The organism is Halosolutus halophilus (assembly GCF_022869805.1).
Classification (GTDB): domain Archaea; phylum Halobacteriota; class Halobacteria; order Halobacteriales; family Natrialbaceae; genus Halosolutus; species Halosolutus halophilus.
The window spans coordinates 1,447,657-1,462,677 of record NZ_CP094974.1 but is presented as its reverse complement, the minus strand read 5'-3'; the positions used below and the strand labels follow the sequence as shown (position 1 = coordinate 1,462,677).

The 15,021-nt window shown below is 65.1% G+C and carries 13 protein-coding genes and 1 tRNA gene; 4 read left to right on the top strand and 10 right to left on the bottom strand.

All coding sequences use genetic code 11. The features are described 5' to 3' along the window. The first annotated feature begins 2 nt into the window (after nt 1-2). The 3 genes from MUG98_RS07145 (at nt 3) to MUG98_RS07135 (ending at nt 3,564) form a co-directional block, all read left to right on the top strand. A complete protein-coding gene (locus tag MUG98_RS07145) occupies nt 3-404 on the top strand; it encodes a hypothetical protein (protein ID WP_265111446.1) in 402 nt (133 codons plus the stop codon). A gap of 382 nt (nt 405-786) precedes the next feature. After that, the gene (locus MUG98_RS07140) at nt 787-2,313 is read left to right on the top strand and encodes a hypothetical protein (RefSeq protein ID WP_265111445.1); all 1,527 of its coding nucleotides are present in this window, start codon (nt 787-789) and stop codon (nt 2,311-2,313) included. Between the two features lie 210 nt (nt 2,314-2,523). Next, nucleotides 2,524-3,564, top strand: coding sequence for a DUF2332 domain-containing protein (locus MUG98_RS07135; protein WP_265111444.1), 1,041 nt, complete (start codon nt 2,524-2,526; stop codon nt 3,562-3,564). A gap of 584 nt (nt 3,565-4,148) precedes the next feature. Here MUG98_RS07135 and MUG98_RS07130 read toward each other — a convergent pair. Then, nucleotides 4,149-4,222 (bottom strand) — tRNA-Lys (locus MUG98_RS07130). A gap of 149 nt (nt 4,223-4,371) precedes the next feature. Here MUG98_RS07130 and MUG98_RS07125 point away from each other — a divergent pair. Continuing rightward, nucleotides 4,372-5,820, top strand: coding sequence for a DHH family phosphoesterase (locus tag MUG98_RS07125; RefSeq protein ID WP_265111443.1), 1,449 nt, complete (start codon nt 4,372-4,374; stop codon nt 5,818-5,820). Nucleotides 5,821-5,900: 80 nt separating this feature from the next. Here MUG98_RS07125 and MUG98_RS07120 read toward each other — a convergent pair whose 3' ends face one another. The 9 genes from MUG98_RS07120 to MUG98_RS07080 all read right to left on the bottom strand — a co-directional run bounded on the left by MUG98_RS07120 (nt 5,901) and on the right by MUG98_RS07080 (nt 14,942). Continuing rightward, nucleotides 5,901-6,194, bottom strand: a complete 294-nt coding sequence (locus MUG98_RS07120; RefSeq protein WP_265111442.1) for a PRC-barrel domain-containing protein — start codon at nt 6,192-6,194, stop codon at nt 5,901-5,903. A 79-nt stretch (nt 6,195-6,273) separates the two neighbouring features. Then, entirely contained in the window at nt 6,274-7,146 is an 873-nt protein-coding gene (locus MUG98_RS07115) for a helix-turn-helix transcriptional regulator (protein WP_265111441.1), read from the bottom strand. A gap of 495 nt (nt 7,147-7,641) precedes the next feature. Continuing rightward, the gene (locus MUG98_RS07110; protein ID WP_265111440.1) at nt 7,642-8,778 is read right to left on the bottom strand and encodes a phosphotransacetylase family protein; all 1,137 of its coding nucleotides are present in this window, start codon (nt 8,776-8,778) and stop codon (nt 7,642-7,644) included. Continuing rightward, nucleotides 8,775-10,871 carry an acetate--CoA ligase family protein gene (locus tag MUG98_RS07105; RefSeq protein WP_265111439.1) on the bottom strand — a complete coding sequence of 699 codons (2,097 nt, stop codon included), beginning with the start codon at nt 10,869-10,871 and terminating at the stop codon, nt 8,775-8,777. Before MUG98_RS07105 ends, MUG98_RS07110 begins: the two co-directional genes overlap by 4 nt. 72 nt (nt 10,872-10,943) lie before the next feature. Next, a complete protein-coding gene (locus MUG98_RS07100) occupies nt 10,944-11,957 on the bottom strand; it encodes a metal ABC transporter permease (RefSeq protein ID WP_265111438.1) in 1,014 nt (337 codons plus the stop codon). A gap of 1 nt (nt 11,958) precedes the next feature. Beyond that, entirely contained in the window at nt 11,959-12,699 is a 741-nt protein-coding gene (locus tag MUG98_RS07095; protein ID WP_265111437.1) for a metal ABC transporter ATP-binding protein, read from the bottom strand. Next, a complete protein-coding gene (locus MUG98_RS07090; RefSeq protein WP_265111436.1) occupies nt 12,696-13,712 on the bottom strand; it encodes a metal ABC transporter substrate-binding protein in 1,017 nt (338 codons plus the stop codon). The genes MUG98_RS07095 and MUG98_RS07090 overlap by 4 nt, the downstream gene beginning before the upstream one ends. A gap of 260 nt (nt 13,713-13,972) precedes the next feature. Next, the gene (locus MUG98_RS07085) at nt 13,973-14,449 is read right to left on the bottom strand and encodes a YbaK/EbsC family protein (RefSeq protein ID WP_265111435.1); all 477 of its coding nucleotides are present in this window, start codon (nt 14,447-14,449) and stop codon (nt 13,973-13,975) included. A gap of 82 nt (nt 14,450-14,531) precedes the next feature. Continuing rightward, nucleotides 14,532-14,942, bottom strand: a complete 411-nt coding sequence (locus MUG98_RS07080; protein ID WP_265111434.1) for a DUF7988 family protein — start codon at nt 14,940-14,942, stop codon at nt 14,532-14,534. Between the last annotated feature and the right edge of the window lie 79 nt (nt 14,943-15,021).

Sequence of the window (15,021 nt, the reverse complement as noted above, 5' to 3'; positions counted from 1 at the left end):
GGATGACGACCGACTTCTTCGAGACCGTTCTGACCGAGTATCTCGAAGAGGATCGTATCGAGGAGGGCGTCGTCAGAGTGACACTGGACGACGGGCGAACTCGCCGGTTCGTCATCTCGGACGACACCGAGTCGATGGATCCGTTCGAGTACGTCCGCCGCGAACTCGAGGAGGTGACCTACCTGGTCGAGGAAAACGAGGACCGCTTCGATCAACCGGTCGAGCTGTCGATTCCGGTTCGCGACGAGGAGCGCGTCCACGATGAGGTCGAAGCGGAGGGCGCAGTCACGACCTGGTTCAAGCCCGACGGCGTCGGACTCCTGCTCGAACACCTCCGCGCAATGGTCGACGAATCACGTGACCCGACCGACCAGATCGGGGGTGACGCGATCGAGGATCGATAGGACGTCCCAGACGGTGTCCTAGAATTCGTTTCACTCCTTTACCCGCCGGCTATGCGGAGAACCTGACACCGCGCGTAGTATTCCGTGTCAGCACAACTGTTTCGCTCGTCGATACCTCTCTCTCGCAGTATTTCTCCGCGACGCGATAGAATCGTCGGCGGCGGCGCGTCTCTCGGAGACGATCGTTCTCCAGTCGGAAACAGTTCGATCCGGCCGTTCGAATACTGCGACTGTTTCGAGCGGACTTACGTCGACTATACGTAATAGACCCCACTGTCGAAAAGGGCACGTGACTTCGAACGATTCATCCGATTCGCGGATTGGGCGGAGATCGTATCTGGCAGGCGGTCTCGGTGGACTCGGAACGCTTTCGATCGTCGGAATGGGGACAGCAGACGGGAGCGGCGACCAGTCCGAAAACGTGTGCACCGCACCACGGCGGGACGAGGAAATCGACGACCAACCCGACGAAGGGATCGATGACCAACCTGACGAAGAGACCGACGACCAACCTGACGAAGCGACCGACGAACAGTACGAGACCGTCGTCGACGTGGTCGAAGCCGGCGCGGATCCCGAGGGGAACGAGTCTATCACGCCCGTGTTACGAGACAACGTCGGCGACGACACGCTCCTCGAGTTTCCGGCGGGGGAATACTACGTGGACGAACAGTTGCGACTCACCGGGTTCGAGAACGTCGGGTTCGTCGGTGAGAACGCGACGCTGGTTCCGGCGAACTACCACGCGTTCGACGGCCCGCAGTATCGTCTGTTCCGACTGGGAACCAGCGACAACCCCGGCCGCGACCTCCGGTTCGAGAACTTCGACGTCGATCAGAGCGCCGACGACACGGGAATCCGCGTCATCAACGCCGAAGTCGAGGACGGCCTCACCGTCAGGAACGTCACCGTCCGCGGCGTCCACGACAGCGGGACCTGGGGGCCGGGGCTGTTCAACATCACCGACCCGGACGGGGAGGGCGTCGTCTCTCGCTTCCACGCGACCGGCGGCGCCGTCCACGTCGACGAGACGCCCAACGCGGGGAACATGTGGCGCGGCGCGACCGGCATCAGCGTCAATCAGCACCACCGCGGAACGCTCGTCTTCAAGAACTGCAGTCTGGGCGGCTTCCCCGACAACGGGTTGTACGTATCGAGCGAGACCGGCCGAGTCGACGTCGAGGGAGGCTGGTACCAGAACAGCGGCACCGCCTCGATCCGTCTCAGCGGCCGTCGCGGGACGATCACGGACGCGGTCGCCGTCGTCGACACGGATCCGCACGATTCGGCGGGCCAGCATCCGATTCGACTCGACGGCGGCGATCGGTTCGAGATCGACGGCGTCACCGTCGACGTACCGCGGCCGAACGGCGACGCGATCAGGATCATGAACGACGTCGACGCGACCGCGATCACGAACACGGAGATCACCGTCGGCGTCGCCCCGAACAACGGGATCAAGATCGACCCCGAGGCAGGACAGACACTCATCGAGGACGTCGACATCGAGGTCAACGGGAGCGCCAACGCGGTCCGCATTCTCGGCCGGGACGCCGGAGCAGTCGAACTGGCCGACGTCCGGATCACCGGCGATGCGCCCGGCACCCGGCTTCGCCACGCGATCTACTGCGAGCGAAACGAGTGTCGGTTCGCCGGACTCGCCGTCGATCAACCGGGGGACGACAAACGGCGTGGTCTCGAACTCCGGGGTGAGACCTACCTCGTCAGGGAAAGCGAGTTCCAGACGACCCACGTCCCGATCGTCGTCAACGGCGGGGACGGCGTCCGGATCGAGAACTGCTACGCCGGAACCGACGAGGGACCCCACTCCCTGCGCATCACCAGCGACTCCGGGTCCGTGTCGCTCTCGAACAACGACTTCCCCGCGGGCGTGCGCGACGATCGGTGACGGGATCGCTCGCGAGACGCTGACACGATTCCCGTGCCGATCGCACGATGGCTGTGCGATCGGGTACGTGCGGATGTTGTCCAACCAGAGTCGTGTTGGATACGAACGCGCGTATCTAACGGACACCACTACCACGTTCGAGAAGGGCGTGAGTTTCCCCTTCGAGATCTCGGGGTGAATCATTAAAAGACAGCGCACTGAAAGGTACGCATGGGCGAAATTTCGGAGGCGTTCATCTGGTATGGAGACTGGGCAGAGGAGGTTTCTCCACTCTATGCATCCTTGGCACGAAAAGCCGCTCAGTGCCCGAATCTCGTCGATATCGCTGCCGAGGCTCGTGACGGCCAACCACCACCACAACTTCTCCTTGCGGCTGTCCACGCACTGGTGCTGGAAGAACCCGACCATCGGATCGCCGAGTTCTACCCGAGTTGTACCGACGATCCTCTCGACCCGTCCGATGCCGACCCGTTTCCGGCGTTTCGCGAGTTCTGTCTTACCCACGAAGGCCGCGTCCGCGAAATCGTCGCCACACGACGCGTTCAGACGAATGACGTCGGTCGATCGGCGGTTCTCTTTCCAGCGTTCGCACACGCAGCCAGAACTGGCGTTCGACGGCCACTCGCGCTCGTAGAGGTCGGCACCAGCGCCGGACTCAATCTGTATTGGGATCGCTTCCAGTATGCCTACGACGAGTACGGCACGCACGGCGAGTCGAGTTCCCCGGTACGGATCGAATCCGCCGTGAAAGGAGCGATCGATCCGCCGCTTTCCGCGTCGATTCCCGACGTTGAATACCGGGCCGGCATCGATCTTCAGCCGCTCGATGTGACCGATCCGTCGGACAAACGATGGCTCCGGGCGCTCGCCATTCCGGATCAGCAGTGGCGATACGATCGACTCGCGGCTGCGATCGAACTGGTTGCGGATGACCCTCCACGACTCGTCGAGGGTGATGTGCCGAGTGTCCTTCCCGATTTGCTTCCCGAGGTACCGGTCGAACTCGAACTCTGTATTTTTAGCACGCATACGCTTTACCAGTTCGAGGAGAGTGCAGTTGCCGAATTCGAAAACGTTCTCCGTGAATTCAGCCGCGAACGGCCACTCTACTGGTTCTCAGATACCTCGTCTTCGGAATCCGAATACCCGAATTACCGGATGGTCACCCTCCGTGACGGTGTTTCCGAAGAGACGCACCTCGCGGAGTACAAATCGTACGGCGAGTGGATCCGGTGGCTGGCAGCAGAGTGATCTAATTCGTGCTCCCCGATGGCGACCATCGACGGATGATTCGCAGTCGAGGGATCCAGAGTCGCGGAATGCAGCCTCCGTATTCGGCACGCTGTTTCTGACGGGTATCGAGGCGATCGATACCGACTCCGTTACCTGCTCGATCGACACTTACCGCGTCGGATAACAGACCAGCACTGAGTACTGATTTCAGCAGAGCCTTTCGGTGGCTTCTCTCGCTGGCCGGGAGATATCGGCGTGCCGGTACTTTCGATCGTGACTGCCACGAGCGCCGCCGCTCGCGGACAGAGAGTCGGATCGAAGTGAGAAAGACAGGCTCCCTGTGGGGGGCGGGAGGCTGTCAGTGAGAGGAGGGGCCCTCCATCTCGACGCTACCAGCCACTGGTAGATAATCCTGAACCCAACACACGTTGGACTGTGTGAGATGGTGTCGGTTCACGATCGGGGACGACGTGTCGGTATCGTTCCGGGACAGGCGCCTAGGAGACGATCACGCCCAGAAATGCTCGCTTCGCTGCGCCTTTCTGGTCTAGTTCGAATCCCGCTAGCCGCTTCGCTCCTCGCGTAATTGCTCGGAGCAGAAGCGGGCCGGGCGCGATTTGAACACGCGACCGTCTGATTAAGAGTCAGACGCTCTGCCGGACTGAGCTACCGGCCCTGTACCTCCGACTTTCGGATGTGGATTGAAATACGTTTCCCTTGGCAGACGGCGTGACAGGGCGGAACAAACCCCCACGACCGCCGATCGGTCTCGAAACGTACCAATCTTCGGGAGCGTTAAGTGCGACCGGTCCGACCACTCTGTCAATGAGTACGGGGGTTACGATCTCGTCGATCTCTGATTACGCTATTCTGGGCTGTGGGAGCGTCGGGTACGCCGTCGCGGAGGAACTCGTCGAACAGGGGAAAGACGTCCTGATCGTCGATCGGGACGAGAGTCGCGTCGAATCGCTGCGGGATCAGGACCTGGACGCCCGCACCGCCGACATTCGGCAGCCGGAAGCCGCCGATCTCGTCGCCGACCGCGACGTCGTCCTGATCCTCGCGTCCGACGTCGAGGCCAACAAACGCGCCGTCGAGAACATTCGGACGCAAAACGGAACCCAGTTCGTCGTCGCGCGTGCGAGCGATCCCGTCTCCGGGGACGAACTCGAGGAACTCGGCGCGGACATCGTCATCAACCCGTCGTCGGTCATCGCCGAGTCGGCCCTGCGGGCACTCGAGTCGGGAGAACTCGAGTACAACGCCGGGAAACTCGCCCAGTTGTTAGAGGAGACGGGGACGCGGCTGGCGATCGTCACCCAGGACAGTCCCGACCCCGACTCGATCGCCAGCGCCGCGGCGCTGCAGGCGATCGCCGACCACCTCGGGATCGAGTCGGACATCATCTACCTCGGTGACGTCGGCCACCAGGAGAACCGCGCGTTCGTCAACCTCCTGGGGATCGACCTCGTCCAGTGGGACGAGATCGAGGACCGATCGATCTACGACACCGTCGCACTCGTCGATCACGCGACCTCGAGCGAGATGGACCTCCCCATCGACATCGTCATCGACCACCACGAACCCGACGAGGCGTACGAACCCGAGTTCGTCGACATCCGCCCGAACATGTCCTCGACGTCGACGATCATGACGAAGTACATCCAGGAGTACGACATGAACGTCTCCGAGGAGGTCGCCACGGCGCTGCTGTACGGCATCCGGGCGGAGACGCTGGATTTCAAACGCGACACGACCCCCGCCGATCTCACCGCCGCTGCCTATCTCTACCCGTTCGCGAACCACGACACGTTAGAGCAGGTCGAGTCGCCGTCGATGTCCCCCGAGACGCTGGACGTCCTCGCCGAAGCGATCGCCAACCGCGACGTTCAGGGGAGCCACCTCGTCTCCAACGCCGGCTTCGTCCGCGATCGAGAGGCGCTAACTCAGGCCGCGAGCCACCTGCTCAATCTCGAGGGCGTGACGACGACGGCGGTCTTCGGCATCGCCGACGAGACGATCTTCCTCGCCGGCCGATCGAAGGACATCCGCATCAATATCGGGAAGGTGCTCGACGACGCTTACGGCGAGATCGGCGAGACCGCGGGCCACTCGACCCAGGCCAGCGCGGAGATCCCGCTGGGGATCTTCACCGGGATCGAGATTTCGGAGGACACGCGAGATACGTTGCTCGAGTTGACCGAGGAAGCCGTCAAGCGAACGCTGTTCGACGCGATGGGCGTCGACGGTGCGGAAGGATCGAACGGGGGTTAGTGGCGTCCCGAGCCTGCACGGGTAGGTCGACCCGGATTGCGGTTGTCGGTTCGACCACGCAGTCGACGCTCGGAAGGGGACTACGCGACGAGTTCGCTCTCTTCTTCGTCCGGTTCGCGAACGCGTTCGACGACGTCGTTGATCAGGATGACGTCGCCGACGGAGCGAACCCAGCGGTAGGGCACGATGACGCCCTGCCCGCTCCGCGCTTCGTCCGAGAACAGTTCCGTGTTGAGATTGCCGAGGGCCAGTCCCGTGACCGCCTGGCCGTCGATGTTCAGGCGAAGGTCCTCGACTTCGCCGACGAAGACGCCGTTGTTCGAGTAGACCTCACGACCGACGAGGGAGGTAATTTCCTGGGGTATGCCGTCCATGTCAGGGTCCATGCGCGCCTGACTCTTAGTTCTTGGTCAGACGCGACAGTCACTGAACCCGAACGGTATCGTCCCGGACTCATCGGGAACGGTCGAGCGTCAGTTCCTGTGCTGTCGCCCTGACGGACGCGAGTTTCCTGGTGGCCCACTCGAGCGCGGCCGCGTCGTCGTTCGTGATGACCCCACCCGGCGACCCGTTCTCGCAGACGACGAGCATCGCGAGCGCGTCGGTATCGCGGTCCCGATCGAACGGAACCTCGGCCACAGCGCCATCCTCGAACTCGACGACGACGAGCGCGTAGGGTAGTTCCATCGTGGTTTCGTAGAGCGCCAGCCGCCCGCTCGCGATCGCGTCGGCGGTCTCCCGTCGAACGGTCGCGAGTACGCTCTCGACGGCGTCGCTGGGTAACGTGACCTCGACCGACGTCCCCGTACGGATCGCCTCGACGTACGTCCGAGCGATACGGTGGTCGAACGACGGCACGTAGATGCGATGGTGCGACGCAGTTTCGAGGACCCCCTCGAGGGCCGCCACTGGATCGATCGCGTCGTCGGCGACGCGCGCGGCCCCGTCGAGGGCTGAATCGTCGTCGTCCCGATCGGCGAGCACGAGGCTCGCACCGTCGAGGAACCGGGGATCGATCGCCGCGTCGGCCGGCAGGGATCCAAGGAGCGGCCACGCACCAGCGACGTCCGCGACCCGATCGACGAGACGGTCGAACTCCGCGAGAGCGAGTTCACCGGCCAGCGTCGTCCGATACTGGCCGTCGACGCGTTCGATCAGGTCGACCGCCTCGAGTTCCGATAGCCCCCGCTCGACCGTCGATCGTGCGGACTCCAAGTCATCGGCGAGTGCGGGCGGTCGCGCCGGTTCCGAGGCGAGTCGCTGAAGCAGCGTCTGCCGCCGATGCAGCGCCTCGAGCACTGCCGTTTCGTCCCCCTCCCCGCCCATTGTCGGCACTCATGTAACGAGGATGCAAATAGCTCTCGGCCAGAATGCCGACCGGAATCGACGCGTGCTGACTCGGTGTGACCGTGCGACGGGTCAGCGCGATCCGCTGCAGATTCCGGCGACCGCCCGAATTCGGTGTCGGATACTTAAACGAGGGAAACAGTTATGTACTCGTACTCATCCGGTGGGAGGCGTTCCGACGGATGAGGGTATACGACTGGAGTGCGAACGTGTCAGGTGCCGGGGTGCCTCTGACAACCGGCGCGACCCCGGGCGGACGATTTGCCCGGATCGGCCGTTCCGGGGCTGCAATTTCCTGCCGAGCGAGATCCATCGCGTCCAGCTGGTCCGTCCGCCAGTCGTCTCTCCACAGCCCCGAGTCGATGCCCGTCGATCGGTCGTCGCGGCGATTCCGGGTGCGAAGTACCAGCCGAATCGGTTTCCACACCGATCGCACAGCCGCCGTGCGATCAGGTGTGCACTGCCTGGCAGTGGCTACTCGCGGTCGCGGTCGAGGATCGAGTCGATTGCTGCGTGATCGGTCAACAGCCGTTCCATCCGATCGATCGTCTCGGCGTCTCGGGTCCGACCGCTGCGAACGACGTCTTCGGCCCGTTCAACGGTCGTGAGCGTGTCCGTCTGGACGGAGAGGATCGGGACGCCCTTTTCGGTCGCCTGTCCGAGGATCGCGCCGGACGGTCGGTGGCCGCCGGTCAGGATGAGACAGCGGACGCCGGGCGCTTCGAGCGCGGCCGCGTGTATCTCCGCTCGATCGCCCCCGGTGATGACCGCCGCGTCTTTCGTCCGGCGGAAGTGACGCAGGGCGCTGTCCGCGCCCATCGCACCGACGGAGAACCGCTCGACGTAGGCGTCGTCACCGGCCTCGACGAGCCGTTTGGCTCCGAGTTCGTCAGCGAGTTCGGCCACCGTGACGCCCGACAGCGCCCGCTCGTTCGGGAGTACGCCGTACACCGAGACGCCGCGTCCTTCGAGGAAGGGAACGATGTCGGTCTCGAGTTGATCGTAGGCCGCGTCGGGGACGTCGTTGAAGATCACGCCGTCGAGTCGATCGCCGAAGGTTCGAACGGCGGCGAGGACGTCGTCGACGTCACCCGGGACCTCGTAGGGTGCGACGAGCAGGACGCGGGCGTCGAGCACGTCCGCGAGGTCCGCGTCGGTGAGTTCGACGATGCCGCCGATATCGTACCGGCCGCCACCCTCGACGAAGAGGCGATCGTGGTTCGCGGAGACCGTCTCGAAGGCCTCTCGGACCCGATCGCGCAGTTCGGCGGGATCCTCGCGGCCGCGGATCGCCTGTTCGACGAACGTCGGCGAGTAGACGACCGGTTCGAGGTCGTGCATCTCGGCGTCGAGATCCAGGAGTTCGCGGGCGAGCAGCGGGTCCTCGTCCAGCGTCTTGCCGACGTTGCTCTCCAGTCGCGTCCCCTTCGGTTTCATGTAGCCGACGCTGTCGCCGTCGGCCTCGGCGAGGCGGGCGAGTGCCAGCGTGATCGCCGTCTTGCCGGTACTTTCCTCGAGTGAACTCACCAGGATGGTGTCGGGTCCGTCGGTCGCGCTATCGGTGCTCTGTTCGTCGATCTGGGATTCGTCCGTGGTGTCTGGGTCGGTCATAGTTCCTCCGTGTCAACCGTGAGTCTGAGGTCGATCGCCGCTACGCCGTCGGGGCCCGCGACGAGCGGATTGACGTCGAGTTCGAGGATCGCGGGGAAGTCCGTCACCAGTTGCGAGAGCCGCTGGATCGTCTCGACGATCGCATCGACGTCGGCCGGTTCGCGGCCCCGGGCACCGCGCAACAGCGGGGCCGACTTGATCTCGTCGATCATCGCCCGGGCCTCGTCCTCGCCGATCGGGGCGACGCGAACCGACGTGTCCTCGAGGATTTCGACGAAGATTCCACCGAGTCCGAACAGCAACAGGGGGCCGAACTGCGGATCGCGGTTCATGCCGACGATCGTCTCGGTCGATGCGTCGAGATCGAGCATCTCCTGGACCTGCACGCCGAGGATCGTCGCGTCGGGCTGGTAGTTTCGCGCCCGCGCGACGAGATCCTCGTAGGCGTCGTAGACGTCCTCGTTCGCGACGCCGACTTTCACGCCGCCGATGTCAGATTTGTGTGAAATGTCGGGGCTGACGATCTTCATGACGACGTCGCCGTCGATCCCCGTGGCCACCTCGCGGGCGCGGTCGGGATCGTCGACGATCTCGCCCTCCGGCGTCGGGATGCCGTAGGCCTCGAGGAGATCCATCGATTCCACGCCGAGGCGGTTGCTGTCGCGCCGGTTCGCCCGGCCGAGGATCTCGCGGGCCCGTTCCCGATCGACGTCGAACTGCGTGGGATCGTCGATCGTCCGCTCGCGCACGTCGCGGTAGCGAGCCAGCGCGTCCAGTCCGGCCACCGCACGCGCGGGATCGAAGTAGTTCGGGATGCCACCGCTTCGCAGCACCTCCTCGGCGGCGCGGGCACGCTCGCCGCCCATCAGGCAGGTGACGACGGGTTTCCCGTGGGCTTCGCGTTTCTCGATGACGGTCTCGGCGAGGTCGTCGTACTCGAGCACTGCGGTCGGCGCGCTGACGACGACCGCGCTGCCGACGTTGGGATCGGCGAGCGCGACGTCCAGCGCCTCGCCGAACCGGTCGACGTCGGCATCCCCGATCGCGTCGATCGGGTTGTAGACGTTGGCCTCGTCGGGCATCGACTCGATCAGTTCGTCGATCGTCTCGTCGGTGAAGTCGGCCATCGAAAGCGAGGAGTCGCCGATGGCGTCGGTGGTCAGGACGCCCGGGCCACCCGCGTTCGTGACGACGGCGACCCCGTCGGAGTCGGGTTGGGGGAGCCCCGAGAGCGCCCGCGCGTAGTCGAACAGTTCCTGGACGGAGTGGGCCCGGATCACGCCGGCCTGTTCGAGGCCGGTCTCGTAGGCGCGCTCGCTGCCGGCGATCGCGCCCGTGTGTGAAGAGGCCGCCTGTGCCCCTGCGTCGGTCCGACCGGACTTGACGAGGACGATCGGCGTGTCGTCGGTGACCTCGCGAGCCGTTTTCACGAACTCGTGGCCGTCGTCGATCCCCTCGAGGTAGCCGATTATGACGTCGGTTTCGGGGTCCTCGCCCCACTCGCGGACGAAGTCCGTCTCGTCGAGGACCGTCTTGTTGCCGAGCGAGACGACGTCCTGAAAGCCGATCCCCTGTTCGTTGGCCCAGTCGAGGACGGCCGTGATGAACGCGCCCGACTGGCTCATAAAGGAGATCGAGCCGTCGAGGGCGTTCTCGGGGCCGAACGTCGCGTTCATGTCGGCGGGGGTCGACATGATCCCCAGGCTGTTGGGCCCGACGACGTTCAGGTCGTACTCGTCGGCGACCTCGCGGAGTTGACGCTCGCGTTCGGCCCCTTCGCCGCCGGTTTCCGAGAAGCCGGCGGTGATCACGACGACGTTCTCGGTCCCGACCTCGCCGAGTTCCCGGAGCGTCTCGATCACGACGGCGGGTGGTACCACGACCACCGCGAGATCGATCGGTGGCGCACTCGTCACGTCGGAGTAGCACTCGAGTCCGAGCACCTCGTCGCGAGAGGGGTTGACCGGGACGACCTCGCCGTCGAAGTCGTCCTGCAGGTTCTCCAGGATCGCCCGACCGACGGCGCCTTCGCGGTCGGTCGCCCCGATCACGGCGACGGTCTCGGGTGCAAAGAGTTCTGATAACCGTCCCATCGCCTGGGAGTTGGCCGAGTAGCGGGTTAAGTATGTGGCGTGTTCCTACTGGCTGGGGACGATGCGACCGATCTAGTGGGTCGAGATCGCCGTCGTCGCCCGGTTCGAGGCGAGGATCGCGAGCAGGTAGAGGCCGATCGCGACCACGACGATCGAACCGCCCGTGGGGAGACTCTGTGAGATCGCGAACGCGAAGCCGCCGACGATCGACAGCTGGCCGAACAGGATCGAGAGGAACAGCGTCTCGCGGAAGCTTCCGGCGACCTGGGTCGCGGCCGCGACGGGTACGACGAGCATCGCGGCGACGAGGATGACGCCGAGGATCTGCATCGCGCCGACGACGACGACGGCCGTCATGACGATCAACAGCGTGTTGTACCAGGTGACGTCGAGTCGGGCGACGCGGGCCGCCTGCTCGTCGAACGTGATGAACAGGAGTTGCTTGTAGGTCGCGAGGACGACGGCGACGACCAGGACGCTGAGAACGGCCATCATGCGCGCGCCGGCCGGCGTGACGACGGCGAGATTCCCGAAGAGGAAGCCCCTGATGTTGATCCCCGTCAGCCCGCGGCCGTAGCTGATGATGAGCGTCCCGACGGCGAAGCTCCCTGTGAGCATGATCGCGATCGGCACGTCGCCGTAGGTGTCGGTCCGCTCGGCGAGCCACTGGACGCCGAGCGCGCCGAGAATCCCGACTACGAGCGCGGAAAGCAGCAGGGAGCCGCCCCAGCCGGTCGTCGAACTGAACAGGAGGCCGATGGCGACGCCGGCGAAGGCCGTGTGGGCGAGCGTCTCCCCGATGAGCGCCATCTCGCGGTGAACCAGGTAGGTGCCGACGAGCGGCGCGACGATGCCGACCAGCACCCCGGTCGCCATCGATCGCCACAGGTACGGATGGTAGAAGACGTTCGTTCCGAGGGCCGAATCCAGCATCAGGCCGGCGAGGCGGAACTGTTCGTACAGCGCCGACGCGTACGGATACGCCCGCAGGTAGTCGAGGACGAGGAAGGCGAGCATCAGGGCCGCCAGCAGCCCGGTCAGGCCGATTCCGACGAGTTCGATCCGGCGTTTCGTGTTCCGGCGCATGTCAGTGGTGGTGATGGACGACCTGCCCGGTCGAACCGTAGGCCTCGGCCAGCGCGTCGCTCTCGACGAACGATTCGGTGTCGCCGTGGTGGTACAGTTCGGTGTTGATACAGGCGATCCGGTTGGCCCGATCGGTGACGACGCCGATGTCGTGTTCGATCAGGATGATCGTGATCCCGGACTCGTTGAGCGACTCCAGCAACTGGTAGAAGGCGTCCCGCGACTCGGCGTCGACCCCGACGGTCGGCTCGTCGAGCGCGAGCAGGTCCGCTTCGGAGGCGAGCGCACGGGCGATGTACGCCCGCTGGCGCTGGCCACCCGAAAGCTGGTTGACCCGGCGATCGGCCAGATCCGTGATTCCGACGGTCTCGAGCGCGTCGTCGACGATCGCGCGGTCCTCGTCGGTCAGTCGCCCGTGGCCGGCATGCGCGAACCGGCCCATGGTGACGACCTCGCGGACGGTGACCGGCATCGTCCCGCCGCGGCTGGTCGCCTGCTGGGAGACGTAGCCGATCCGCTCTCCCTCGTCGAACTCGGAGACCGGCTCGCCGAACAGTTCGATCGAGCCGCTGTCGGGGCGTTGCAGTCCGAGCATGAGGTGCAGGAGGGTCGTCTTGCCAGACCCGTTGGGGCCGATCAGCCCGAGGAAGTCGCCCTCTTCCACGGTCAGCGAGACGTCGCGGACCGCGGGTTGGTCACCGTAAGCGAACGTCACCTCGTCGACGTCGATGACTGCGGTCACTGTGCTCCAAGTGCTTCTCTGAACGCCGGGACGTTTATTTCTTGCATTTGTTCGACGTACCCCCAGTCCTCGTCGGCCCACTCCGCGAGGGTCCCCGCGGCGGGCGAGACCGGCATCGCATCGGTCGCCTCGCTGTCCTCGAGGATGGTCGCCGCGAGGGTCGGAAGATCGTCCGCGCCGGATGACTCGAAGGGATCGTAAAGAACGGTTTCGATCCCCTCCTCGTCGATGAGATCGATCGTCTCGGAAATCTCGGCGGGCGTCGGTTCGTCCTGCGGCGAGACGCCTTTCGGCGAGTGCTGTTCGAACCCGTAGCGGTCCTCGAGATACGTGTAGGAGTCGTGACCCGCGAGGACGGCGACGTCCCGTTCGGCGTCGTCGACGAGGGTCCGGAACTGCCGGTCGATCTCCGCGAGCCGATCGGTGTAGGCGGCCGCGTTGTTCTCGAACGTGTCGGCATTGTCGGGATCGGCCTCGGCCAGTCCGTCCGCGATGTTCGCCACGAGGTCCTGGGCGAGGACCGGATCGACCCAGACGTGGGGATCGTAGTTACCGCCCTCCTCGTGGTCGTCCTCTTCGTCGTGTCCGTCGTCCCCTTCCTGCTCGTCGTGCGCCGGATCGTGATTCCACTCGAGCAACTCGTCCTCGAGTCCGTCGAGTACGTCGATCACCGCGACGGTGTCGTAATCGGCTTCGAGGGTCGCCGCCGCGTCCTGCGTCCACGAGAACTCCGGCGTGTCCGGGTATACGAACGCGTCGGTCGAGGCGATATCCGTGACGAGGTCTCCCTCCGGCTCCCAGCCGTGGCCCATACTCCCCACCGGGACCGGATTCTCGAAGTCGGCCACGTCACCGCTCACCTGCTGCGTCCAGTCCCAGAGCGTGTAGAAGGCGGCGTACCCCGTCTCGACGCCGTCGTTGCCCCGCGGGACGTCGTCGAGACAGCCGGCGAGTCCACCCGCAGCGAGCGCTCCGGCGCTACCCTGGAGCACCGATCGCCGTGTTAGCTTCATACTCGTACCTACGGCCGATCGGCTAAAAGTATTATTATCCCCCCTTCTGGTTTTATTAAATCGTGGTCGTAGAGGTCACCCAGGTTAACAACAGGCGGCCGAATAGCGGTGGGCAGTTACTAGTTCCCCGAGAGCGACCGGAACGAGATGCCCGACCGGGACCGCCGACGCGGGCCGATCGGCGGTCGCGCAACAGGCCGACCGGACCAGTCGGTCATCGCGGGGTCGTCACAGGGTGGTTCGGACCGCGAGCCTCGCGATCACTCGGTGACGGCTACCGGATCCGCGTCGGCGTATCGCCGCAGTTCCTCGGGAGCGATCGGGAAGACCGCTTCCGGCGTCCCGGCGGCCGCCCAGACCGTCTCGTACGCGAGCAGCGTCTCGTCCATCACGACCGGGACCGACTCCGCGTGGCAGAACGGGGGGACGCCGCCGATCGACCAGCCGAGCGTGTCCGTGATCCGATCTGGATCGGCCATCGAGACGGCATCCGCCGACGTCCCGAAGTGGTCGGCGAGTGCGGCCTCGCTGACCCGGTTCGCGCCGCTGGTCACCGAGACGACGAGCGAATCGTCGACCTCGAACGCGAGCGAACTGGCGATCTGGCCGACCGCACAGCCGATCGCGTCGGCCGCGTCCGCCGCCGTTCTGGTCCCCTCCGGAAACTCCTCGACTGCGGGATCGAACCCGTACGCTTCGCGTGCCCGCTCGGCGAAGCTTGCTGCGCGCGGATGCATCGGCTCCCAGTGACTGCGCCGCGACAAAAAACGGTATCGATCGGTGGATCGGCGTCTCGAATCGGCTGCCAGCGTCCACGACTCACTCGAGTGCGACTTCGAGTGAAACCCCGTCGAGTCGCCGATAGGCCGGACCCGGGTCGCGAACGACCTCGAAGACGTCGAACCGGATCACCAGCCGGCCGGGCTCGATCGTGGCCCGGAGCACTGGCCCGCGACTCGTCACGACGACGTACGGCGGCTTCGGGACGGGCCGTGCCTGGAGTTCGTGGCCAGTTTCGTCGATCGCGTCGGCGAGCACGTGCGGCAGTCGCTCGAGCAGTCCGGACGACTCGAGGGCACTGCTCAACGAGTCGCCGACCCGGTCCGGGTCGGTCGTTCGGGCAGTATCCCACGGGGCGGCGACCTGCTCCGCACAGCGGTCGATCCCCGCGACGATCGCCGCGTGCTCGTCCTGAATCCGCCGGCGGACGGCCCGTACCGGATACGACACGGTACAGGCTGTGTCGGCGAGTTACTAAGGTGTCCCGACTCCCGTTCCTGCCGGGCCGAAGCACCGTCCACGCGTCGGC

Coding starts and splice junctions, on each gene's coding strand:
- MUG98_RS07145 (WP_265111446.1), top strand. CDS start 3: ATGACGACCGACTTCTTCGAGACCGTTCTGACCGAGTATCTCGAAGAG.
- MUG98_RS07140 (WP_265111445.1), top strand. CDS start 787: ATGGGGACAGCAGACGGGAGCGGCGACCAGTCCGAAAACGTGTGCACC.
- MUG98_RS07135 (WP_265111444.1), top strand. CDS start 2,524: ATGGGCGAAATTTCGGAGGCGTTCATCTGGTATGGAGACTGGGCAGAG.
- MUG98_RS07125 (WP_265111443.1), top strand. CDS start 4,372: ATGAGTACGGGGGTTACGATCTCGTCGATCTCTGATTACGCTATTCTG.
- MUG98_RS07120 (WP_265111442.1), bottom strand. CDS start 6,194: ATGGACGGCATACCCCAGGAAATTACCTCCCTCGTCGGTCGTGAGGTC.
- MUG98_RS07115 (WP_265111441.1), bottom strand. CDS start 7,146: ATGGGCGGGGAGGGGGACGAAACGGCAGTGCTCGAGGCGCTGCATCGG.
- MUG98_RS07110 (WP_265111440.1), bottom strand. CDS start 8,778: ATGACCGACCCAGACACCACGGACGAATCCCAGATCGACGAACAGAGC.
- MUG98_RS07105 (WP_265111439.1), bottom strand. CDS start 10,871: ATGGGACGGTTATCAGAACTCTTTGCACCCGAGACCGTCGCCGTGATC.
- MUG98_RS07100 (WP_265111438.1), bottom strand. CDS start 11,957: ATGCGCCGGAACACGAAACGCCGGATCGAACTCGTCGGAATCGGCCTG.
- MUG98_RS07090 (WP_265111436.1), bottom strand. CDS start 13,712: ATGAAGCTAACACGGCGATCGGTGCTCCAGGGTAGCGCCGGAGCGCTC.
- MUG98_RS07085 (WP_265111435.1), bottom strand. CDS start 14,449: ATGCATCCGCGCGCAGCAAGCTTCGCCGAGCGGGCACGCGAAGCGTAC.